23 protein-coding genes are annotated in these 22,047 nt (G+C 34.8%); 9 read left to right on the forward strand and 14 right to left on the reverse strand.

Annotated elements, in window-relative coordinates; genetic code table 11:
• Positions 1 to 2 precede the first annotated feature (2 nt).
• The 9 genes from R2Q84_RS01865 to R2Q84_RS01905 form a co-directional block, all read right to left on the reverse strand.
• Entirely contained in the window at positions 3 to 917 is a 915-nt protein-coding gene (locus R2Q84_RS01865; protein WP_316814820.1) for a hypothetical protein, read from the reverse strand.
• Between the two features lie 68 nt (positions 918 to 985).
• On the reverse strand, positions 986 to 2,101 hold the full coding sequence (locus R2Q84_RS01870) for a glycosyltransferase family 4 protein (protein ID WP_316814821.1): 1,116 nt from the start codon (positions 2,099 to 2,101) through the stop codon (positions 986 to 988).
• A 13-nt stretch (positions 2,102 to 2,114) separates the two neighbouring features.
• Complete coding sequence (locus R2Q84_RS01875; protein WP_316814822.1) at positions 2,115 to 2,711, reverse strand: sugar transferase; 597 nt, start codon at positions 2,709 to 2,711, stop codon at positions 2,115 to 2,117.
• Positions 2,712 to 2,729: 18 nt separating this feature from the next.
• Complete coding sequence (locus R2Q84_RS01880) at positions 2,730 to 3,830, reverse strand: glycosyltransferase (RefSeq protein ID WP_316814823.1); 1,101 nt, start codon at positions 3,828 to 3,830, stop codon at positions 2,730 to 2,732.
• Positions 3,831 to 3,865: 35 nt separating this feature from the next.
• Entirely contained in the window at positions 3,866 to 5,728 is a 1,863-nt protein-coding gene (asnB, locus tag R2Q84_RS01885; protein WP_316814824.1) for an asparagine synthase (glutamine-hydrolyzing), read from the reverse strand.
• Between the two features lie 3 nt (positions 5,729 to 5,731).
• Positions 5,732 to 6,889, reverse strand: a complete 1,158-nt coding sequence (locus R2Q84_RS01890) for an O-antigen ligase family protein (RefSeq protein ID WP_316814825.1) — start codon at positions 6,887 to 6,889, stop codon at positions 5,732 to 5,734.
• Positions 6,890 to 6,937: 48 nt separating this feature from the next.
• Positions 6,938 to 7,801, reverse strand: coding sequence for a glycosyltransferase family 2 protein (locus tag R2Q84_RS01895; protein WP_316814826.1), 864 nt, complete (start codon positions 7,799 to 7,801; stop codon positions 6,938 to 6,940).
• Between the two features lie 76 nt (positions 7,802 to 7,877).
• The gene (locus R2Q84_RS01900) at positions 7,878 to 9,329 is read right to left on the reverse strand and encodes a lipopolysaccharide biosynthesis protein (RefSeq protein ID WP_316814827.1); all 1,452 of its coding nucleotides are present in this window, start codon (positions 9,327 to 9,329) and stop codon (positions 7,878 to 7,880) included.
• A gap of 4 nt (positions 9,330 to 9,333) precedes the next feature.
• Complete coding sequence (locus tag R2Q84_RS01905) at positions 9,334 to 10,626, reverse strand: nucleotide sugar dehydrogenase (RefSeq protein ID WP_316814828.1); 1,293 nt, start codon at positions 10,624 to 10,626, stop codon at positions 9,334 to 9,336.
• 596 nt (positions 10,627 to 11,222) lie between these two features.
• Between R2Q84_RS01905 and R2Q84_RS01910 the strand changes: the two genes are divergently transcribed.
• Positions 11,223 to 11,657: a helix-turn-helix transcriptional regulator gene (locus R2Q84_RS01910; RefSeq protein WP_316814829.1), complete on the forward strand. Its 435-nt coding sequence runs from the start codon at positions 11,223 to 11,225 to the stop codon at positions 11,655 to 11,657.
• A 47-nt stretch (positions 11,658 to 11,704) separates the two neighbouring features.
• Here R2Q84_RS01910 and R2Q84_RS01915 read toward each other — a convergent pair whose 3' ends face one another.
• The 4 genes from R2Q84_RS01915 to R2Q84_RS01930 form a co-directional block, all read right to left on the reverse strand.
• Positions 11,705 to 12,961 carry a YeiH family protein gene (locus tag R2Q84_RS01915; protein ID WP_316814830.1) on the reverse strand — a complete coding sequence of 419 codons (1,257 nt, stop codon included), beginning with the start codon at positions 12,959 to 12,961 and terminating at the stop codon, positions 11,705 to 11,707.
• Positions 12,962 to 13,047: 86 nt separating this feature from the next.
• Positions 13,048 to 13,698: a YceH family protein gene (locus R2Q84_RS01920; protein ID WP_316814831.1), complete on the reverse strand. Its 651-nt coding sequence runs from the start codon at positions 13,696 to 13,698 to the stop codon at positions 13,048 to 13,050.
• Positions 13,699 to 13,744: 46 nt separating this feature from the next.
• Positions 13,745 to 14,740: an L-glyceraldehyde 3-phosphate reductase gene (mgrA, locus tag R2Q84_RS01925; protein ID WP_316814832.1), complete on the reverse strand. Its 996-nt coding sequence runs from the start codon at positions 14,738 to 14,740 to the stop codon at positions 13,745 to 13,747.
• Between the two features lie 62 nt (positions 14,741 to 14,802).
• Positions 14,803 to 14,982: a histone H1 gene (locus R2Q84_RS01930; RefSeq protein WP_316814833.1), complete on the reverse strand. Its 180-nt coding sequence runs from the start codon at positions 14,980 to 14,982 to the stop codon at positions 14,803 to 14,805.
• Between the two features lie 224 nt (positions 14,983 to 15,206).
• Here R2Q84_RS01930 and R2Q84_RS01935 point away from each other — a divergent pair, with 224 nt between their 5' ends.
• The 4 genes from R2Q84_RS01935 (at position 15,207) to R2Q84_RS01950 (ending at position 17,281) form a co-directional block, all read left to right on the forward strand.
• Positions 15,207 to 15,569, forward strand: coding sequence for a response regulator (locus R2Q84_RS01935; RefSeq protein WP_316814834.1), 363 nt, complete (start codon positions 15,207 to 15,209; stop codon positions 15,567 to 15,569).
• A gap of 65 nt (positions 15,570 to 15,634) precedes the next feature.
• Complete coding sequence (locus tag R2Q84_RS01940) at positions 15,635 to 16,099, forward strand: antitoxin Xre/MbcA/ParS toxin-binding domain-containing protein (RefSeq protein ID WP_316814835.1); 465 nt, start codon at positions 15,635 to 15,637, stop codon at positions 16,097 to 16,099.
• A 2-nt stretch (positions 16,100 to 16,101) separates the two neighbouring features.
• Positions 16,102 to 16,554, forward strand: a complete 453-nt coding sequence (locus R2Q84_RS01945) for an RES family NAD+ phosphorylase (RefSeq protein ID WP_316814836.1) — start codon at positions 16,102 to 16,104, stop codon at positions 16,552 to 16,554.
• Positions 16,555 to 16,903: 349 nt separating this feature from the next.
• Positions 16,904 to 17,281 carry a GreA/GreB family elongation factor gene (locus R2Q84_RS01950; protein WP_316814837.1) on the forward strand — a complete coding sequence of 126 codons (378 nt, stop codon included), beginning with the start codon at positions 16,904 to 16,906 and terminating at the stop codon, positions 17,279 to 17,281.
• Positions 17,282 to 17,320: 39 nt separating this feature from the next.
• Here the strand turns inward: R2Q84_RS01950 and R2Q84_RS01955 are convergent, their stop codons facing one another.
• Positions 17,321 to 18,091, reverse strand: a complete 771-nt coding sequence (locus R2Q84_RS01955) for a queuosine precursor transporter (protein WP_316814838.1) — start codon at positions 18,089 to 18,091, stop codon at positions 17,321 to 17,323.
• A gap of 69 nt (positions 18,092 to 18,160) precedes the next feature.
• Between R2Q84_RS01955 and R2Q84_RS01960 the strand changes: the two genes are divergently transcribed.
• Genes R2Q84_RS01960 through R2Q84_RS01975 form a run of 4 tightly spaced genes read left to right on the forward strand, consistent with a single transcriptional unit; the run spans position 18,161 to position 21,949 of the window.
• A complete protein-coding gene (locus R2Q84_RS01960) occupies positions 18,161 to 19,306 on the forward strand; it encodes a methionine aminotransferase (protein WP_316814839.1) in 1,146 nt (381 codons plus the stop codon).
• A gap of 24 nt (positions 19,307 to 19,330) precedes the next feature.
• Entirely contained in the window at positions 19,331 to 20,134 is an 804-nt protein-coding gene (locus tag R2Q84_RS01965; protein WP_316814840.1) for a nitrilase family protein, read from the forward strand.
• Between the two features lie 14 nt (positions 20,135 to 20,148).
• The gene (locus R2Q84_RS01970) at positions 20,149 to 21,180 is read left to right on the forward strand and encodes a N(4)-(beta-N-acetylglucosaminyl)-L-asparaginase (RefSeq protein ID WP_316814841.1); all 1,032 of its coding nucleotides are present in this window, start codon (positions 20,149 to 20,151) and stop codon (positions 21,178 to 21,180) included.
• A 37-nt stretch (positions 21,181 to 21,217) separates the two neighbouring features.
• Positions 21,218 to 21,949: a copper homeostasis protein CutC gene (locus R2Q84_RS01975; RefSeq protein WP_316814842.1), complete on the forward strand. Its 732-nt coding sequence runs from the start codon at positions 21,218 to 21,220 to the stop codon at positions 21,947 to 21,949.
• The last annotated feature ends 98 nt before the right edge of the window (positions 21,950 to 22,047 follow it).

The following is a 22,047-nucleotide window of genomic DNA, read 5'->3' on the forward strand; positions in this document are numbered from 1 at the left end:
TTCTATTCCTGACCTATTTTGGTTGAAAATAGTTTCCGGTTGGTGATCTTTTTTAACAATCTGTGTACGGGAGTAATTACCGAGTGTCTTCTTCTTTTCCCATCTACAACAATCAGATTACTTCCAAAACTTATATTGTGCATACCTTCTAAATAAGGTCCCTCCGGTAATAATTCAAAATCTATCTCGGATTTAAATGATCGCTCAGAAAGTTCTGAAATCTTGTTGATTATGATAGATCCTCCATAACGTAATTCAAGGTTTTGAGTAGGCCGATAAAGTTGCCCTCCAACTGTAAACAAGTTACCAGCACCCCGACAGCTTTTGGTATCAACCTGAATGGGATTTAACACATGTGGTTTGAACTCTCCCTCTAAGGAGTCTGAGTGATATATATAGATATCATTTAATTTACCATCTATATTTGTAAACAACCAATATCTCCCGTTGTAATGAACTATAGAGGTGTCAACATATCGAGATCCTTCCAACAAAACCCGTTTTTTATTAAGCTGAGTATAATTCTCTTGACTAAATTGGTATAAACTTACTTCACCGGCATCGGCAGTTTCGGGAATACAATAAAAATTTGATTTTTCTTCAAAAACGTATGGATACGAAAAGTGAATATCATCTGGACTAAAGCCTGTTACGTTTTGCTTGGTATCAAAATTAAAGTTGTTAATTCTCGAAATCTTACCTTTAACTTTCCAAAAATTAAGTTCTTCATAATAAATGAAAAGGTTTGAATTTATATTTACTACAAATGGATCAGCTGAATAATCGGCCTTATCCTCCTCCAACCAAATGACTTTCCCATTGAATTTTTTTTTGCAGATTAAATCTTCAATAGATTGCTCTACAAAACCAATATTCCACTTATCTGCGCCAAAATATCTATCTATTACCTTGTTCATTTTTGATTCAAGATTAAATAACGAGATTTCCATGATACAAATCTGATGATGTAAACTCTATGGGATACTTATTGTATAAGACCTAGATTGTATGCCTGGAAATGTTTCTGCCCTGAAGCTCCTATGTGATAGTTCAATTTGAATGAATTAAAGCTATTTTCTTTAATTCGTTGTTTATCGGGATAAAAGACTGCTTTTTTTATCGTTTGATAATATGAATCTACACTGTTATCAGTACTTAAAAAGCCATTAATTTCATTTTCGATCATATCTTTAATGCCACCTGCCTTAGTACAAATAGATATACAACCGGCCGACAGTGCCTCTATTAAAGAGATAGGCATTCCCTCGTAAACACTGGAAAGACAGAAAAAATCAGCAATATTTAAATAATCAGCAATGTTATCTTTTCCCCCTAAAAATTCAATAAACCCGTCATTTCCAGTCGCCTCATACAATTGTTGATACAACGATTGATCGCGGATGTCTCCAATTAGTAGTAGTTTGCATTTCTTTTCTTCTATTGCATTAAACTTCTGTACAGCTTTAATCATTAACAGCTGATTTTTCACCTTCATAATTCTTCCTACATGAACCAAAAGGAACGAGTTCTTATCTTGTTTATATTCTTTAATCAGTAATGGCGCTTTATCGGTTAGCATTAAAAATGGACGACCATTTTCAATTACGGTTACTTTTTTCATCCCGTAATATTTTCTAAATGACTCACTACCATCTGCTGAAACTACAATAGGTGTTACTTTATTGCTTCTATATAGCAATTCTCTAAATGCCTTGATTAGAAAATTCGGGCACTCTGCTTCGGCTATTGAATGAACGGTATGAAAAAACCTGCAATTACGACTTATGAATCTATAAAGCACCAGATATTCAAAAGTATGTAAATGGGTATGAACAATAGCTGGTTTTTGTTCAACTAACCAGGAGGTCAATCTGAAAAGAACCTTTAAACTTAAACCTCTTTTCTTATGGAAAGACAGGTAGTTTACTTTACTACTGACCTCACTAATAAAGGTCGATTTCTCAACGTTCTCACCTAGAGAAACCAGATATATTTCATATTGTTCATTTTGCGCTAGCTCATTACATAAGTCTACCACAAAGCGTTCCGCTCCACCTCTTCTAAGGTCGCCGAGAATATGAACAATTTTCATCCTAGCCATGAGTCCTGCTATTTTACCTTACCACAATCTTCCTTATTGTCAGGAGTATAATTTTCAAATCAATCCATATATCATTTTTATGGATATATTCAAGATTCTGGCTTATTTTCAGATGAATCAATTCGTTTACATAAAATCGCTCTGGGTCATCTGCTTTCGCCAAAAGTTCACTTTCATTAGAAAATTGAATCGAAACCCAGTCAGTAATTCCAGGTTTAACTGAAAGTACCATTAGCTGGTCATCGCTATAGAGATTTACATATTTACGTACCTGAGGCCGGGGACCAACCAGACTCATGTTACCTCTTAAAACATTCAATAGCTGAGGTAATTCATCCAATTTATACTTTCTCAGCCAATACCCAACTCTGGTAATCCGGGCATCGTGATCGCCAATTGTAAGTAACTGCTGGTCAGTTTCGTGTACATACATTGTTCTGAATTTATAAAGCGGAAAATCCTGAACATTCTTTCCAACACGAATCTGTCGATAGAATACCCCTCCTTTTGAATCCATAACGATGAGCAAACCAACTATTACAAAAATAGGGCTGAGTATTGTTAATCCTATTGCAGACAATAAGATATCAAATGTACGTTTTGTGTTCATAGCTATTTTTTTTAGTGTTTATGTATTAGATAAGATTAAGTCTTTCCACTTTATAAAAACATCTTCAAGAGAATTCGTTTGATGTATTAATTGAGCTTTTCTAGCAATTCTTTCTTTTAATTCAGCGTTACTAAGTAAATTTTGAATGGCAGAAGTTAGTTCTAAAATATTATCGGCCTCAACCAACATTCCATTCTTTTCATTTTCAATTAATTCAGATGGCCCAAACTCACAATCCATAGCAATACATGCACAGCCAAAACTCATGGCTTCTATCAAAGCGTTTGGCGATCCTTCATTTCTAGATGGTAAAACGAATAATTCAGCCTGGCTATAGTAGTCTTGTAAATTATCTTTTGTACCGATCAGTTTAACTCTACTTTTCAGACCTAATTTTTCAATCTGTAGATTTAAATTTTCATATTCACTGCCGTCGCCTACAATTATTAGATCAATATCATCTGATCCAACCTTACTAAATGCTTCTATCAACTGATCGAAGCCCTTAATGTAGGAAAGCCTCCCTACGCCCAGGATAAACTTTCTTTTAGAAACTTTTTTATTGGATGGAGATTGAAATTTATTTATTGGATTGCAAATAATTTTAGTGTTTTTTAACTTCCTAAAAGTTTGGTTTTTTTTGATACAATCTTCAATTCCTTTTGCCGGAATAACAACAGTCTTAGACTTTTTATAGATTAAAAATGTGAGTTTTCTCAAAAAATAATTAAACGAATTAATCGTATTTTCCGGCGTTGTTCTTTCTGATACGATGTAGGGAACTTTAATCATGTTACAAGCTAATCCCGTCCACAAATTAGAAGTAGTCATAAAAGATACAACGCAAATTGGCCTTTCCCTGAGTAGTAATCTGAATAACCTTAAATAGATCAATGATGCATATTTCAACCTGTTAAAAACACTTTCTCCAGTCCTCTTTTTTAAGAGGTTTATGATAGTGATTTCAGGGGAAATTCGGTATCCCACCTCAGCCTCATTTAGACAAACAATAAAAACATTAAAGCCTTGCCTGTTAAATTCATTAGCCAGTGTCGATACTACCCTTTCTGCCCCACCACTATAAAGGTTATTAATGACAAAAAATAACTTTTTCTCCATTTTTTTAGCATTAACATGTGGTTGATTATTAAACTTTAAGCGTGTAATTGAACTTGTACACTTTTTTTGATGGTTTTTTCAATCGTTTTTCTTTTGTAAAATCCAAATTCCTGATACCATCTCGACAACACATATAACCGCCATATGTAAGATGAATAGTCGTGATCACCATTTAAATGCTGCTGAAACATAGATTTAAATCTACTTACGTCTAAATTGGGAACCTTGTATAAAAAATCATCTGTTAAATTTTCTTCAAAGTCTTTACGCAGTTCGTTTCTAATCCAACCATCTAATGGTACTGCAAATCCTTTTTTAGGCTGATCAAATACTTCTTCTGGAATATACTCTTTAAGAATATCTTTTAATATTCTTTTCCTATTTCCGTCTTCATAGCGAAATGCTACAGGAAGCGTTCTTGCAAATTCTATGATATTGTAGTCTAAAAAAGGGCTCCTTACTTCTACCGAATATGCCATACTTGCTCTGTCAACTTTGGCATTACTATCGTTTTCTAACCATAGTTTAATGTTCAAATCAGCTGTTGCTTGTAGTAAATTATTAGACGAGTTTTTGTAAGTATTGTAATGAGATAGCCAACTAAAATCTCGCTTTTTTAAAAGCGAATCATATCCTACAAATATTCCTGCAATAAAGTCATACTTTGAGCCAACATTTAACATCCCTTTATAGGGCTGGCTTCTACGTCCTAAGATATTTAAATTCAATACTTTTGAAGCTAACTTCCTTAAGAAACGTGGCACGAGCGTAATTTTATTAGCGTAAGTGACCAGTCTGAAATGATTATACCCAAAGAAACTTTCATCTCCACCATCGCCTGATAATGCCATGGTAACAGATTGTTTGGTCACCTTATTTAAAAGTAATGAAGGTAAAGCTGAACTATCTGCAAAGGGCTCATCATAAACCTCTATAAGCTTGGGTATCATTTCTAATATATCATCGGGCTTACAAATTGTTTCTGTATGCTGAGAACCTATTATCTTAGCGTAGCTGGCTGCGATTTTACTCTCATCATATTTAAGATCTTCAAATCCGATTGAAAATGTACGGATAGGAGCATTTGAAACTTTAGCTGCTATGCTGGATACCAAGGCAGAATCTATCCCTCCGGAAAGAAATGTTCCAAAAGGGACATCCGATTGTAATCGTATTTTTACGGCCTCCTTTAACAAGCCATGGAGCTTTTCCTTGGCCTCTTTATAAGATATATTTGTTTCGGCTACTCTCTTTAAATTCCAATACTCTATAATTTCGTATTTTTGTGTGCTCAAATCAATTTCGAAGTTGTTCCCTGGAGGTAATTTGTAAACGTTTTGATATATAGTATAAGGGCTGGGAATGTAACCACAATCTAAATACATAGAAATGGCTTCTTCGTTTATTTGTTTGTTTTCGCTTATAGGGCGTAGTTGACTGCAAATTTCAAATTGTCCATCTTTCCAGGAATAATAAAACGGTTTTACGCCCAATCGATCCCTTGAACAAAATATTTTTCCTGATGTCGAATTGTATATTGCAAAAGCGAACATCCCATTTAGCTTGGTTACCAAAGATGCCCCCCATGCTTTATATCCTTTTAAAAGCACTTCTGTGTCACCGGTTGTGCTAAAAGTATAGCCCAGGCTTATCAAATCGTTTCTTAGCTCATGGAAATTATAAATCTCCCCGTTAAATACTATCATCAAGTCTTCAAAAGCCATCGGTTGATGGGAACGGACATTTAGGTCTAAAATAGATAATCGTAAATGCCCGAAAATTAAATCGGCTTGTTTATGAATACCCAAATAATCAGGTCCCCTGAATTGTATGGTTTTAAGCTTCGATTTCACCTCCTCTTCTGAAAAAGGGATATTTGTTAAATAAATTCCACACATATTCTAAATGTTTTGATTTGATAAGGCTGGTCTGAAAGTGCGTATTTCATCAACAGAAGTCTCTTCATTTTTCCACCTATCTATTTGAATATATAACCATAGGGAAACAAACAGTACCAGATTATTTTCAAAATAATTATGATTTGTGAGCATGTACATGATTAGAGAAAATGATACAAAAAAAATCAATGGATTATAGCTAAACATTCTCATGCCATTGACTAGTAAGACTCCATAAATCCATAAAAAATACAGCAGAACAAAAAAACCGGCCTCACCTAATATCATTAAAAATGTGTTATGTACGCCATTTCGAATGGTAAACCCATCACTTTCCGAGCCCGAAATTTTTCCGCTAAAGGAATGATATCCATTGCCAAGGATCGGATTGTTTAAAATTTCACCGTAATAATTTGACCAGGTTTCTTCCCGGGAATCTTCCTTTAAATCCTCATTTGCTTTTCCCTCGAGTATTCCGGAAAATGCATTCATTCTTTTAGAATTTAAATTTAACTCACTACCAAAAGAAAGAAACAACGTAAACAACACTGCTCCAATAACAATTTTATAAGCATTTTTATAACTAATTAGTAGTGAGCAAAGATTAATTAGTACCCAAATCAGCAAAAAAGTTCTGGAGAAAGTCATAAAACCTGCAATCGAAAACAATATTTGTCCAATAATTTTTAACTTTTTGTTGTCGATTGCGAAGCTTAAACAGTAGCCAAGTATACATGCGTATCCTGCTGCATTAGGATTTAAATAAAATCCCCTAAATCTTCCTCCTATACCTTCTACAAAAATCGATTCGTGAATGATACTTAAACACCCCAGTAAAAGGACTACATACATTTCTTCTTTAGAGGTATCATTTACTACAGCAGCCCCCATAATAATAATGAGGAAGTATTTAATAAGCGTAACCAAATAAGTTTGAGCATTTTCAGCACTTACCAGTATTGATATCAAAAAGAATAAAATTCCCAAAACAATAAATGGTGTGATTAGCTTCTTCTTTTCGCTAAAAAAATAGTAGGTCATAATAAGCAAAAAGGTGCCATAGCTCAAAATCTGGCCTGAAGAGGCACTAACCTTAGCTAAAAAATAACTTGGCAGATTACAGAAAATTAGAAATAAAATAACTATTCTAATATATTTCATCTTTAGTAACTGTTTTAATTATATACTACTTTAACAACCTGATATAAATTACAGTATCATCTTTATTGTGCTAAAGGCATTCTGAATGCTATGATCTTTGACTTCAAACAAGAAATAGTTCTTTAGATAATATAGCAGCAGTTTAATTCTCTGAATTCTGGAGTATTTAAAAATTTTAACAATCAGGTATAAATCGCTAAGTGTTCTTTGTTTTATAATTTTGGGATGTATTGTACTCCAGATACCTCCGCTATGCTTTCTATAGCAACTCATTACTTCGGGCAGAACGTAAATATTTTTTCCAGATGTAAAAGTTGCATACAGTTTAAGAAATCTATCAGGCGCGTTGCTTTTATAAAACCAATCAGCTTTATACATCTCATTAATTTCAGCGGTATTTCTAAAAACAACGGAAAGAAGAACTGTTTCAAAGTCATTATCGAACAAGATATCCTCAAAAGAATAGACTATAGGTTTAGGATTCAGGTTCATATAATATATCTCATTATTTTCTTTTATTCTTTTCGAATAATGACAACACATGATATAATCTTGGTTTTGATCCAGAAAATCGACTTGCTTTTGTAATTTTAATGGATTTGTCCAATAATCATCCCCATCACATAGTGCGATGTATTTACCTTTTACTTCTTTAATTACCCTTACTACATTTTGATGAGCACCAACATTAGTTTCTGAAGTGATTAACTTGATTCTATCGGGATATTTAGCGGCATATTCATCTACTATTTTCCTGGTTCCATCAGTAGAACAATCTTCGCCGATTAATATCTCGTACTTAAAAGTTGTTTTTTGCATTAAGAAGCCTTCGATTGCCTGTGCAATATACTTTTCGTGGTTATAAGTTACACAGCAGATACTAAGCATTACTTCGTGTTCAATTTTCTCCATAACTATTTGTTTTCTTAAATGTCCATTTATACTATTTTTCTTCGATTGCCATGTTATTTGGCTGATAGTTTATATATTAGATCATTCTGAATCCCCGGATCATTTGTTTAAATTCTATTACTGCCTCAAGGTTTACAAGATTGCTAAAGCTTAAATAAATAGAATAATAAAACAGAATACCTATAATAATCAGGGACAAGTCGTTAAAATTTAAAGGAAGTATTAAATAATAATTAAGCAGGTAAGTTAGTACTCCGATAAGCGCTGATAAAGCGATCATAGGCAAAATATCTACAATTTGTTCTGTAACCGGATATCCAATAAGTTTTCCACTATAAATAGAATTGATATAGAATCCTATGAAGGTAAAAAATAGTTGAAAATATAGTAGTCCGTAAATACCAAATGGTATTACACATAATATACCTACTGCACTCATAATCTTTTTTATAATTTCCAATTTTAAAAATAGATCACTCCTCCCTTTTACCTTTAAAATATTCAAGTTGTATGAATGCAACGGGTGTAAAATCCCTGCAATACAAAGTATCTGAAAATAAGGAACAGCTGGTAGCCATTTATCGGTCAATAGAAATCTGAAAAGAGGTTCTGCAACAACACAAAGTGATATGAGCATCGGGGCATTCCAAAAGACAACCTGTTGCATAACTTTCTTATTGACCCTTTTAAGTTGTTCATCATTTTGGGATATTTCAGAGAACATCGGATAGGTTACTTTGCTAATAGCATTTGATACATTTTCAATGGGCAGCTGACTAATTGAAGAGGCTCTTGAATAAAACCCTAATTGTGCAGCAGAATAGTACTTTCCTATAATTAGTGTATAAATATTTTGATAGATTGTCTCCAATAGTCCAGACAGAGTCATTTTATAACCAAAATGGAAATGTCGGTTAAAACTAGCTTTATCAAAAACGAGCAATGGACGCCAACCAGAATATATCCAATGTAATAGAGTTGATAAAAATGCTGTAAACAGACTCATCCATACCAAACTCCAAACACCATATCCCATTTTAGCAAGTAAAATCCCTAAAAGTCCACCGGCTATAGCGGAGGGTATCTGAATATTGGTTTGTGTTTTAAACCTCATCTCTTTGATCAACAGGGTACTTTGAACAACGAAAAATGCATTTATGATAAGTGTTAAACCATAGACCCTGACTATTTTTGTTAAAACATCCTGATGATAAAACGCTGAGATTGCAGGAGCTGTTAAAAATAAAATGAGATATAAAAATATGCTTCCAATCAAATTAAAATAAAAAACTGTAGAAAGATCCTTTTGAGAGACATCAGCAGTTCTTATTAGAGAAGTTGTAAGGCCGCTTTCTAACAATGTATTACCAATGGATATAAAAATTGACAACATAGCTATCAACCCAAACTCCTCTGGAGTTAATATTCTGGCCAAAACTATTGTTATAAAAAAGCCAACTAACTTCGAACTGAATTGCTGACCAATTGACCAAATAATGCCCGTTACTGTTTTTTCTTTTAAGCTCATGTTATTAAAGACGCGAACTTACCATCGCATTAGGCAAAACTGATTTGATATCGTACACCACTGTATTTTTTTTAGATAACTCAGCGAGTTTAATATCTTTAAACTCATCATGAGCAACTGCCAATATTATTCCATCATATTTCCGGGTCTTTGATTCTCCATTTTCGCATATAATTCCATACTCATGTTTAGCATGTGCTACGTTTGCCCATGGATCATGAACTGTGACATGGACGTTATACTCCTTTAAACGGTTAATAATATCAATAACTTTAGTGTTACGAACATCTGGGCAGTTTTCTTTAAATGTAAAACCCAAAATAAGTACTTTAGCTTCAGTAATTTGTGTTTTCTGTTGTACCATTTGCTTAATTAACTGATCAGCCACATAGGCTCCCATTCCGTCGTTCACCCTTCTGCCAGCTAAAATAATCTCTGGATAATATCCTGCTTCCTGTGCCTTCTGCGCCAGGTAATAAGGATCTACTCCTATACAATGTCCGCCAACAAGACCGGGTTTAAAATTTAAAAAATTCCATTTTGTACTGGCCGCATTTAATACATCGGTCGTGTTGATACCTAATCGATTAAAGATCATTGCCAGTTCATTAACAAAAGCAATATTAATGTCACGCTGGGCATTCTCAATAATCTTGGCTGCTTCTGCTACCTTAATAGAAGAGGCCTTGTGGGTTCCTGCAACAATAATCGAATTGTATAACTGGTCTATGATTTCTGCTATTTCTGGTGTCGAACCCGAGGTTATTTTAAGGATATTGGCTACAGTATGCTTCTTATCTCCTGGATTGATACGTTCAGGTGAATAACCTGCAAAAAAATCTACATTAAATTCTAGGCCAGATATTTTAGCTAAAACAGGTACACATTCATCTTCCGTAACGCCAGGATAAACAGTAGATTCATAAATGACGATATCTCCCCTTTTAAGGACTTGCCCAACAGTTACACTTGCTTTTATTAGAGGTGTTAGATCCGGACGGTTGTTCTTATCAACAGGTGTTGGTACTGTAACTATATATATAGTACACTGTCTTATTTCTTCAATATTATTGGTGCAATATAAACCTACTGGAGAAGTACAATCTTTTGTAAGTACATGCTTTAGCTCTTCCCCGCCTATTTCAAGCGTATGATCAAAGCCTGAGTTGAGTTCGGATATGCGTTCAGCATTTATATCAAACCCGAGTACTTTATATTTCTTGGCAAATTCTACAGCTAAAGGTAAGCCTACATAACCCAGGCCAATAATAGCAATTCTTGGTTGCGTATTTAACATCTTGAATATTTTAGTTTATATGCTAATTGAGTTTTTTTGTGTTTTGCAACACCCTGAATAGTGTAAAATGATTACCCAGTTTTAATGAGACTATATAGCTTCGCTACATCAGTTACATTATCCGATTTTGAATTGTAACTTAAGACACTTAAATCCTTCCCTTGCTATTGATTTAGACTTCCGAGCAGAAAAGTAATTCGTTGAATAAATCTATGTAATATATCTCAAGAAGATAAAGGATTTTTCGATTTGTAGTATAAAATTGTAAACTTTATACAACAATGTAAACCCAATTGCACAGTTATACGTTTACAATTGAACAAGGCTAAGTTCTTTTAAGATTTTATTCATCTCCAAATGAAACATGTCGGGCACTGATGCATTAAACGAAAATGACAAAAGCAGTTAATATACCTAGAATTATGAGTTAGTTTTGATGTAAATTAATTTGCAGGCGATCTATGTTAAGAATAGATTAATTTTTAATTTTTATTCATTATTAATATTTTTTTTTATAACTTTCATTAAGATTAGCACATCCCTCTAATCCAAATATTTAGATAATAGAATTAATTTACATTTTAAGCTATTTACTAATGATTTCAAACAAAGGGGATGTAATTGAACGTATTGTTCGGACTAAAATCGGAATCAGCGAACTTTCACGTATACTACATGTTAGTAGAACATCTATTTATAACTGGTTTGAGCATGGACATTTAAGTCTGGAGACTATTTGTAAAATTGGTCAGGCTATAAACTATGATTTCTCTAATGAATTTCCAGAGGAATTTGCAAAAGGCCGCAACCATGTTTCAACAGGTTTTTCACCTGGATCCGACACGAAAACCGAAAATGGTGATAGTTCAGTCCATTATTGGATGAATAAGTATATTTCATTATTAGAAAAATACAATGAAATCTTAACTAACATTGCTAAATCTGATACTAAAGCTGATTTAAATAATGCTATTACATTTAACAATAATGGACAACTAGATCAAAGGGATCATAAAATGTTTATCTCCTGATGCCAATATAGAGTGACAAACAGGAGATAAACTAAAAACTTCGCTTATCAGCTAAACAAGAAGTATGCAATAATTAACGTGATGATAATATTGAATCCTTGAGCGATTAAAAAAGCATAGAAAGGTGTTTTACTATTTTTCCCAAAAAGATCTTTAAAATTAGTTTCTAATCCAATGCTTGTAAATGCCAGTGCAAACCACAAACCTTGCATATTTTTAAGCATACCTTTGACTTCTTTATTTACTTCAGGAGTAATAAAGAAAGAAAATAGCAGTGATGCCCCAACAAAACCTAATACAAATTTAGGAAAGCGTTCCCAAATCACTTTTAATGTTGGTTTTGATGCTGCATCTTTTCCTCCCGGATGCTCTGTATATGTCCAGTAAATGGAAATTACAAATGCCGCAATTCCGAGTAAAACATTTTGAGAAAATTTTACAATTGTACTGATTTTTAATGCTTCTTCTCCTACCAGACTACCTGATGCAACAACTGCACCTGTTGTATCAATGCTCCCACCTAGCCATGCACCTGTTACCGCCTGAGGAAAATTAAAGTATTGTGCAATATATGGCATAAAGATCATCATTGGTATGGCTGTAATTAAAACCATAGAAATAACGTAGGAAAGCTTTTTAGAATCGCCTTTGATAGCTCCTGAAGTTGCTATTGCAGCAGAAACACCACATATGGATACCGCACTGGAAATCATCATAGTTAGTTCACTGTCAACTTTTAACTTCTTACATAGCCAAAAAGCAAAATACCATACTGATAATACTACTGCTAATGATTGTAGCAGTCCCTTGGAACCTGCATTTAAAATCTCCGAAAAAATTACGGTGGTCCCCAATAGTACCAATCCTATTTTGACAAACAACTCGGTAGACAGGGATGTTTTAAACCACTCCGGAAGCTTAAAGAAATTACCAATTATTAATCCTATTGTTAAGCTGAATATGACAGCTTCCAGGTTTAGTGCTTTTACCTGACTATTTCCTGCTAGTATTAAGGCCAGGATAGTTAGGATATAAACAACAGGAAAGGTTAAAACTGCGCTTTTAACCGATTTACCTGTTAACATTGCACCGAATGCTGCTATTGTGATTACAAACAAGAATTGCAATCCTATGATTTGAAAATTTGAGACTGAACATACCAGCGTTGCAAGCTCTGCTGCATTTTTCCAACCAAAGACCGGAACAGGTAGTAAAACTCCTGACAAGGATAAAAAGATGGTTAAAGCGCCTAAAATGACAACTACCCAATCTTCATGGATACTTAGTTTTTTGTTTTCTGACATTATATAAAATTTGTGTGTTTACTATTTTTAGGTCATACCACTGCCATTACGCTTTATTACGTAACAGCGGTGGTATTAAGTATCAATTAGGACAATTCTTGCATCAGCTTATCAAAAGCCTCTTTTAACTCGGCTAACTCCTGCTCTACTTTGGCTAATCTATTTTCCAATTCACTTACAGGCTTGCTGTTCATCTCATCCTGTAAATCAATCTGACTAAGGTCAGGTACTCCTCCTAACAAATGAACATATCGAACTTCTTTTTGACCAGCACGCTTAGGGAGCTGCATTACATATGGCATTTCCGGATTAGAGAGTCTTTCCAATACTTCCTGTACCCCATCCAATGTTTCAAACTCATACATTCTTCCTGAATTCGTATTTAATTCGCCCGGTGTTTGTGGCCCTCTTAATATCAATAAGCAGATAATGGCCACTTCCTGTGGAAGGACCGGAAATACAATTGCAAAATTATGTTTATACTTCACACTTCTACTTGAGCCACCAGTAGCAGTAGAAACAAGACTTTTCCTTTTCAAGGTATCAAGTGCCAATATAACCGTTTGATCATCATATTGAACAACAGGTTTTCGGGATGTTTTTTGATTACAGGCCAGTGTAATAGCATTGATTGTCATCGGATAATACTCTGGCGTTGTCTTTGATTTTTCCATTAACACTCCTAAAACACGAAGCTCAATGGGATCAAGAACTGGTAAAGTTTGTGATGATTCCATCCCTAAATATAGAAATAAATCGTTTCACGATTGAATGAAATTAAATTTAAGCCTTAGAAAGGATGTTTTCGATCTGATCGAGTTCCGCTTTACTGAAATATATACTATCCAAACATTTTAAAGAATCAGCCAATTGTTCGGGTTTACTTGCCCCCACCAAAACAGAAGTAATCCGATCGTCCCGCAAAATCCAGGATAAAGCCATTTGCGCGAGCTTTTGCCCTCTGCTTTCCGCGATAACATTCAATTTATTTAATTGTGCTAACACCTCTGATGTAATCTGATCTTTCTTTAAAAATCCATGTGATTTTGCCGCTCTGGAATCTTCAGGAATACCTTTCAGATATTTATCAGTCAGCATCCCTTGCGCCAATGGAGAAAAAGGAATACAACCTACGCCTTCTTTACCCAAAAGATCTAACAAGCCGTTTTCTATCCAGCGCTCATACATAGAGTATTTAGGCTGATGAATAATACATGGTGTACCTAATTTATCTAATAAAGCAACAGCTTTAGCCGTTTCTTCAACTCCATAATTAGAGATTCCTACATACAACGCTTTTCCCTGACGAACGATCAGATCAAGAGCTGCCATTGTCTCCTCTAAAGGAGTTTCAGGATCTGGGCGATGGTGATAAAAAATATCTACATAATCAAGATCCATACGTTTTAAACTTTGGTCCAAACTAGAAACAAGATATTTTTTAGACCCCCAATCTCCATAGGGTCCGTCCCACATAGTGTAACCCGCTTTTGTTGAGATAATCATTTCATCTCTATATCCTGAAAAATCTCTTTTTAATAGTCGTCCGAAATTTTCTTCCGCTGAACCTGGGGGTGGTCCATAATTGTTCGCAAGATCAAAATGGGTAATACCATGGTCAAATGCCAGCTTTAAAATGCTACTACAGTTCTCCAGCTGATCAACATGGCCAAAATTATGCCATAAACCTAAAGAAATAGCTGATAGCTTTAAGCCGCTATTACCACAACGGCGATATTGCATTGCTGCATACCTTGTTTTTTTTGGTGTGTATGACATATCTCTGAAAAAAAAGCCAGTAATACACCGAAGCAAATTACTGACTTTTAAGCTATTAATTATTATTTAGCAGCATTTTTTTTATCTGTAACTTCTGTACGGATCTCCTGAGCTAAAACTTTTAAATCTTGCATTGCTTTACGTACTCTTGTACCTGCTGCATTGTTACCTGCATTATAAAATTTCTCAGCATCAGCCTCGATAGAAGCTAACAATTCTTTAACTTTTGAAAATTTTTCCATGTTTTTATTTTTTTTCTTTTAAATTATATGGAAGCTGCACATGCTGTTTCCATGTTTTATTTTTTAATTTAAGCCAAATATATATTATTTTAGAAATAAACGCACATAACTTACCTTCTATTGCAGTTTTCTATCTAAAATTATTATTTCCAAAACCTTTTTGTTCTAAAATTGGTTAATTGAAAGCTACCCAATTTATAATATTCTGAAGTCTTTTATTAATTATGAGTAAATGTATATACCTGGTTGAAGATGATGATGATATTAGATTTATTGTTGAATATGTGCTTATAGAGGAGGGCTATGAAGTTAAAGCTTTTGGAACAGCATCAGAATTTCACAAGGGACTGTCTACAAATAAAATTGATCTCATTATCTTAGATGTAATGTTACCTGATGGTAATGGTATTGACATATGCCGAAAACTAAAAACAAATAACCAAACATCCCATATTCCCGTTGTCATTATGTCTGCCCATGCTGCAGAAAAATCAATACTGGAAGAAGCCTGCGCTGATGGATTTATCAACAAGCCTTTTGATCTAAAAGACCTTACAAACCAAATCAAAACACATTTAAAAACATAGAGAAAAAATTCCATGAATTAAAGAAAAAATTCTTACATTTGAATAAACACTAAAACACTCACATTATGGCAACTACTTCAAAACCATATAAAACTAAAGTTAAAGTTTCAATTGTTGCCGAAAGTACAATTATAGCACCGTACCAATCACTATATGACAATCCAATAAGTTTGCTTACCAGTTCAAAAAATGGCTTATCGGCAAAAGCTGCCCTTGATTTTTTAAATCTTTCCGGCTTTACCAAAGAAGAATTCCAGGACACTTTTAAAACGAATGTTAAAACTATCCAGAATTATGTATCTAGTTCTTCAAAACTGGATGCTTCTTTAAGTGAAAAGCTATTAAAGTCTTTTTCTTTATTTGATAAGGGTATAGCTGTTTTTGGATCTGCAAAAGCATTTCATCAATGGTTAAACATACCTTCTTATGGTCTGGGTAATCAAATTCCTTTTGATTTAATGGATACTATTACCGGCATTTCCCTTATAGAAGAAGAGCTGATCAGAATAGAATATGGTGATTTAGCTTAGTTATGCAGGTATTTCGTATTGGATTAGCTAAATATACAGATTCATTAAAAGCATCAGGCAGAGCAGCCCGATGGAATCCTAATGATATTGATATGATCTATACTGCAGGTTCACGATCGCTTGCCTGTCTTGAAAACGTAGTCCACAGAAACCAAATAGGTCTGAATCAATCTTTTAAAGTAATGACTATTGAAATACCTGACAACCTTCTGATACTAACCATTCAGCAAAAGAACCTTCAGGAAGGTTGGACTGAATTTCATCAAATGCCCATCACCCAAAAAATTGGCGAAGACTGGATAAATGAAGCAAAATCTACAGTACTAAAAGTACCTTCAGCCATCATTAATGCTGAATATAATTATTTAATAAACCCTAAGCATCCTGATTTTAAGTCAATAAAACTATTAAAGTCTGAAATTTTCGTTTTCGACAAAAGGATAAAAATGTCATAATATTCATTTTCCTTTGATTTTTGAAAAAAGCTAACGACATTAGCAGAAATGGAACAAAGAGGCATTCATAAAGCTATTGTAGTGACTTATAATAAAAGTCAGTCACAAGCCTATGCCCTATTTAAAAGGTTTTTTAGAGAAAACTATCCATTAGGCTTTACATTCCAGGTAACTAGTAAGGACTTTATTATTTAAGCCCCGAATCATTCCTCTCACCTTCTTCGATTCAGGGGCTCAGAAATTTTCTGATAAATCATTCTTTTAAAATTTTTAACAGGAAGCGTTATAGCACTGAATATTGGCTTATAACTCCGAAACTTAAAATATCTTATTTAATACATATAAAATCATGGAAACAAAATCATTATCATTATCAAAAAGCGATTTTAAATTGCTAAAGGAGCATCTGGAGAAATCAAACATGAGCACCTACAACAAAGAAAAACTACAAGCAGAACTAAAAGCGGCAACAATATATTCAGCAGAAGAGCTTCCTTTAGATGTAGTTTGCTTAAAATCGGAAGCACGGATCGCCAATGTAAAAACAGGAAAAGAATTCACTTTTAAATTAGTGATGCCTGAAGAAGCAAATATTAAAGTTCAGAAAGTATCTGTCTTTGCACCAATAGGCATTGCTCTATTCGGATATAGAACTGGTGATAGTATTAACTGGGAAATGCCTGATGGTATACAAGAGTTTAAAATACTTGAAGTGAACAGATTATAATTTGACACATGTGACCAGGGAGATATTGGAGCATGTGTCCTATCTCCTTCCGGCCATTTTTATCATCCGTTGTGAAAGATCTTTACCCAGGTAGCTATCAATTACACCATGTACCACGTATAAAACCGGGGTCATTAAAATAGCTACAACAAATTTATAGGTATACCCCACCAACCCAATAGCCATCACCATTTGAAAACTCCAGTTATACTGAGGATTTAAGTAAAATGCGATAAAGATAACGACGAAACTATCAATGAATTGCGAAACAACAGTAGAGCCTGTAGCCCGTAACCAAAGTGCTTTATCCCCGGTGATTTTTTTTATACGATGAAAAATCAAAACATCGGCAATTTGTCCAACTAAAAAAGCGGTAATAGAACCAACTATGATCCACATTCCCTGCCCAAATATACCTGCGAAAGCAGTATTCATATTAAGTTCCTGCCCGTTAATATTTTGATTTACCCAGAAGTCTGAAGGTTTAAGATGCATGGCTGCTCCGACAACAATAAATGCATAAGAAATTAAAATAGCCGTAAGTATAGATAAAAAACGAACTTGTCTTACTCCGAAATATTCATTAATTATATCGGTCATGATAAATATTATTGGCCAGGTCAAGACACCGGCAGACATATTAAAGGATAAATTTGGTACGCCAAGCAAACTAATATCAAATTGTTTAATCCCCAACGTCCCCTCTACTGTAAAAATTTTAACACCAATAAACTCCGATAAAATTGCGTTGGCAACAAAAAAGGCACCAAGAACGAGCAGCAATTTGCTCTCTTTTGTTTTAAAACTCATAGCAGGCTGAAATTATTAAATAAATCCGATATAAGCCGATAAAATATTTATTTCTACTTTCGTTGTGCCATGATATCTATACAGTCAAAATTACCACATACAGGCATTAGCATTTTTAGTGTAATGTCAAAATTAGCAGAAGAGCACCATGCAATAAATTTATCACAAGGTTTCCCCGATTATGACTGCGATCCGAAATTATTAAACTTTGTTACGGATGCAATGCAAAAGGGCTATAATCAATATGCTCCAATGCCTGGTTTACCCGCTCTAAGAGAACTAATAGCTGAAAAAGTAAGCTACCTATATGGTGCTAACTATCATCCTGAATCGGAAATCACCATTACCTCTGGTGGTACACAAGCAATCTTCACAGCCTTAAGCTCGTGTATCAGTTCTGGAGATGAAGTAATCATTTTTGAACCTGCTTATGACTGCTACGCGCCGGCTGTTAAATTACTAGGCGGTCTTGTTAAACCTTATGAACTATCTCCTCCAAACTACGAGATAGACTGGGAAATGGTAAAAAAGCTGTTTACAGCAAATACTAAAATGATCATTCTGAATAGTCCGCAAAATCCGACGGGATGTGTTTTATCAGAAAAAGATATTAAAGCCTTAATTAAACTGACAAAAAATACCGACGTTTTAATTTTAAGTGATGAGGTATATGAACATATTATATTCGACGACAATAAACATCAAAGTATCGCTTTGTATCCTGAATTAAGAGAAAGAAGCTTCATCACTGCTTCTTTTGGCAAATTATTACATGCTACAGGATGGAAAATGGGTTATTGTCTGGCACCGGAGCTTCTAATGAAAGAATTTAAAAAGGTGCATCAGTTCAACGTTTTTAGCGTAAACACACCTATGCAGGTTGGCATTACAAATTATTTAAAAGACAAAGAAACTTACTTGGGTCTTTCTGACTTTTTTCAGAAAAAGCGAGATTTCTTCAGGAGCCTACTTGTGGAAACCCGGTTTAAATTACTACCTTGTAACGGTTCTTATTTTCAATGCGTTAGCTATGCTAACCTAAATGAAGAAAAAGATACCGACATGGCTATAAGGCTTATTAAGGAATATGGGGTAGCAAGTATCCCGGTTTCAGCCTTTTATACAAAGAGTACCGATCATCGGATATTACGATTTTGTTTCGCCAAAAAGCAAGAAACCCTTGAAAAAGCCGTTGAAAGACTAATGAAATTATAATTTACATCCCTATAAATTAGAATAATGGACAGTCCAAACTACTTAAATATAAATAATTTAAAAGTTACCATTTTCCAGGCTTATCTTTTCTGGGAAAACACTGATAAAAACCTGCAAAACCTTTCATTAAGACTTTCGTTGGGCGTGAAGGAAAAAACTGACCTTATCGTTTTACCCGAAATGTTCAATACGGGCTTTAGTATGAACGCAGCTGAACTTGCAGAAGAAATGAATGGTAAAACCATGCAGTGGATGCATAAGATTGCTGAAAAGTACGATTCTGTAGTTACTGGAAGTATGATCATTAAAGAAGACGGGAATTATTACAACCGTTTAATCTGGATGTTGCCAAACGGCAATTCAAGCTATTATGACAAAAGACATTTGTTCGGGCTAGGTGACGAAGATAAAACTTATACAGCTGGAAAAGATAAAGTTATAGTCGAATTAAAAGGTTGGAAAATACGATTAGCCATATGCTACGACCTTCGTTTCCCGGTATGGCTACGTAACCAAAATGAAGAATACGATATTTTATTATTAATAGCCAGCTGGCCAGACAAACGCTCTGCACACTGGAAAGCACTTATCCCTGCACGAGCGATTGAAAACCAGAGTTATGTAATCGCTGCAAACAGAGTTGGACACGACGGAAAAGAAATTTACCACAGTGGCCATTCTATGTGTATCGACCCGATGGGAAAAACCGTTTATTATAAACCTGAAGATGAAGACCTTTACACTTTTAGCATAGGCTATGAAGAATTGGTAAAAACACGCAGAAGTTTTCCATTTCTAAAAGATGCAGACAATTTTAATATTATTTAATTATATACGACCATATGTTTAGTCGCAGAAAATTCATTAAAGCAACGGCTATTTCCGCATCGTTGCTTGCAATAGATAAAAAAAGTATAGCAGCCCTCACCCCTGCTTCCTTAAATGTAGATGTTAAACCAATAGTAATCTCGACCTGGGATTTTGGTATTGCAGCCAACAAAGATGCATGGAAAGTGCTATCGACGGGAGGAAGAGCGTTAGATGCTGTTGAAAAAGGTGTTCGCGTGCCGGAAGCTGACCCTAAAAACCAATCCGTTGGTTACGGAGGCCTGCCAGATAGAGACGGACACGTAACACTTGACGCCTGTATTATGGATGAGTATGGAAACTGTGGTGCTGTTGCAGGACTAGAACACATTATGCACCCAATCTCGGTAGCAAGAATGGTTATGGAAAAAACACCACATGTAATGCTCGTTGGCGACGGCGCACTCCAGTTTGCATTAGAGAATGGCTTTAAGAAGCAAAACCTGCTGACTAAAGAAAGTGAAAAAGCATGGAAAGAATGGCTTAAGACAGCTAAGTATGCTCCTGTTATGAATATTGAGAACAAACTTTACGACAAGGTTGCACCGACCAAGTTACCAGGCAATCAATACAATCATGACACCATAGGAATGTTAGCGCTTGATGCCAAAGGCAATTTATCCGGTGCTTGCACAACAAGCGGAATGGCTTTTAAGTTACATGGACGTGTAGGTGATAGTCCGATTATTGGTGCAGGTCTGTATGTGGATAATGAGATTGGCGGGGCAACATCTACCGGTGTTGGAGAGGAAGTAATCCGCAATGTCGGCAGCTTTTTAGTGGTAGAGCTAATGAGACAAGGTTATCCTCCACAGGAAGCCTGTAAAGAAGCCGTAATGAGAATCATCAAGAAAAAGCCAGAAACCGCTAAAAATATACAGGTAGGTTTTCTTGCGCTAAACAAAAAAGGAGAATATGGCGCCTATGCTATTCAAAAAGGCTTTAGTTATGCGGTGTGTACTGAACAGCAAAACGATTTGCTAATTCCTGGAAAAAGTCATTATTAACATTATAAAACCTTATCAAGCGATAACTATGGTAAACATGGAAGTTTGCGCAAACTCTTTAAGTTCTGCGCTAGCTGCACAAGAAGGAGGAGCAATACGGGTAGAATTGTGCGATAATTTACCTGAAGGCGGAACTACACCGAGCTATGCACAAATTGCATTGGCTAAACAAATGCTAACTATTAAAGTATATCCGATCATAAGACCCAGAGGTGGTGACTTTCTATATTCAGACTTGGAATTCGAATTAATGAAAACGGATATAAAAACCTGTAAATCATTAAACTGCGATGGAGTTGTAATTGGAATTTTAAACGCCGACGGTAGTGTAGACCTAAACAGATGCGCTGAATTAATTGCATTAGCAGCTCCTATGCCTGTTACCTTCCATAGGGCTTTTGACATGAGTAACGACCTGGAAAAAGCATTGGAAGATATCATTAGCCTCGGTTGCGAACGAATACTGACTTCGGGGGGCGAATCATCAGCAATGAAAGGTGCAGCTACAATTGCCAAGTTAATTAAACAGGCCAACGGAAGAATTATAATTATGCCCGGAGCAGGTGTTTCAACAAATAATATCGCCGACTTAATACAAGCCACTGGCGCAACCGAATTTCATGCTTCAGCAAAAGCACCTGTTAAAAGTAACATGCTATTTAGAAACCCTCGATTAACTATGGGAACTATTGCCGATGAATTCAGCTATGATCTCACTAGCAGTGAATCAGTTAAAAAATTAATTGAGTTAGCTAATGCCAGTAATTAAACCTACTAATTACCTATAATTCGCTTATTTATCGTAATTAATTGCCATCCAATTCGGATATCGATGAAATTACGATAAAATAATCGAGTCAAAATCAT

Source organism: Pedobacter nyackensis, assembly GCF_032678475.1.
In the GTDB taxonomy this organism is placed as follows: domain Bacteria; phylum Bacteroidota; class Bacteroidia; order Sphingobacteriales; family Sphingobacteriaceae; genus Pedobacter; species Pedobacter nyackensis_A.

Excerpts from the sequence above, each read along its gene's own strand:
- R2Q84_RS01875 (WP_316814822.1), bottom strand. The coding sequence starts at position 2,711 with ATGAACACAAAACGTACATTTGATATCTTATTGTCTGCAATAGGATTA.
- mgrA (WP_316814832.1), bottom strand. The coding sequence starts at position 14,740 with ATGTCATACACACCAAAAAAAACAAGGTATGCAGCAATGCAATATCGC.
- R2Q84_RS01870 (WP_316814821.1), bottom strand. The coding sequence starts at position 2,101 with ATGGCTAGGATGAAAATTGTTCATATTCTCGGCGACCTTAGAAGAGGT.
- R2Q84_RS01970 (WP_316814841.1), top strand. The coding sequence starts at position 20,149 with ATGTTTAGTCGCAGAAAATTCATTAAAGCAACGGCTATTTCCGCATCG.
- R2Q84_RS01940 (WP_316814835.1), top strand. The coding sequence starts at position 15,635 with ATGGCAACTACTTCAAAACCATATAAAACTAAAGTTAAAGTTTCAATT.
- R2Q84_RS01935 (WP_316814834.1), top strand. The coding sequence starts at position 15,207 with ATGAGTAAATGTATATACCTGGTTGAAGATGATGATGATATTAGATTT.
- asnB (WP_316814824.1), bottom strand. The coding sequence starts at position 5,728 with ATGTGTGGAATTTATTTAACAAATATCCCTTTTTCAGAAGAGGAGGTG.
- R2Q84_RS01905 (WP_316814828.1), bottom strand. The coding sequence starts at position 10,626 with ATGTTAAATACGCAACCAAGAATTGCTATTATTGGCCTGGGTTATGTA.
- R2Q84_RS01960 (WP_316814839.1), top strand. The coding sequence starts at position 18,161 with ATGATATCTATACAGTCAAAATTACCACATACAGGCATTAGCATTTTT.
- R2Q84_RS01865 (WP_316814820.1), bottom strand. The coding sequence starts at position 917 with ATGAACAAGGTAATAGATAGATATTTTGGCGCAGATAAGTGGAATATT.
- R2Q84_RS01945 (WP_316814836.1), top strand. The coding sequence starts at position 16,102 with ATGCAGGTATTTCGTATTGGATTAGCTAAATATACAGATTCATTAAAA.
- R2Q84_RS01915 (WP_316814830.1), bottom strand. The coding sequence starts at position 12,961 with ATGTCAGAAAACAAAAAACTAAGTATCCATGAAGATTGGGTAGTTGTC.
- R2Q84_RS01895 (WP_316814826.1), bottom strand. The coding sequence starts at position 7,801 with ATGGAGAAAATTGAACACGAAGTAATGCTTAGTATCTGCTGTGTAACT.
- R2Q84_RS01910 (WP_316814829.1), top strand. The coding sequence starts at position 11,223 with ATGATTTCAAACAAAGGGGATGTAATTGAACGTATTGTTCGGACTAAA.
- R2Q84_RS01975 (WP_316814842.1), top strand. The coding sequence starts at position 21,218 with ATGGAAGTTTGCGCAAACTCTTTAAGTTCTGCGCTAGCTGCACAAGAA.
- R2Q84_RS01900 (WP_316814827.1), bottom strand. The coding sequence starts at position 9,329 with ATGAGCTTAAAAGAAAAAACAGTAACGGGCATTATTTGGTCAATTGGT.
- R2Q84_RS01950 (WP_316814837.1), top strand. The coding sequence starts at position 16,904 with ATGGAAACAAAATCATTATCATTATCAAAAAGCGATTTTAAATTGCTA.
- R2Q84_RS01930 (WP_316814833.1), bottom strand. The coding sequence starts at position 14,982 with ATGGAAAAATTTTCAAAAGTTAAAGAATTGTTAGCTTCTATCGAGGCT.
- R2Q84_RS01965 (WP_316814840.1), top strand. The coding sequence starts at position 19,331 with ATGGACAGTCCAAACTACTTAAATATAAATAATTTAAAAGTTACCATT.
- R2Q84_RS01890 (WP_316814825.1), bottom strand. The coding sequence starts at position 6,889 with ATGAAATATATTAGAATAGTTATTTTATTTCTAATTTTCTGTAATCTG.
- R2Q84_RS01920 (WP_316814831.1), bottom strand. The coding sequence starts at position 13,698 with ATGGAATCATCACAAACTTTACCAGTTCTTGATCCCATTGAGCTTCGT.
- R2Q84_RS01955 (WP_316814838.1), bottom strand. The coding sequence starts at position 18,091 with ATGAGTTTTAAAACAAAAGAGAGCAAATTGCTGCTCGTTCTTGGTGCC.
- R2Q84_RS01880 (WP_316814823.1), bottom strand. The coding sequence starts at position 3,830 with ATGGAGAAAAAGTTATTTTTTGTCATTAATAACCTTTATAGTGGTGGG.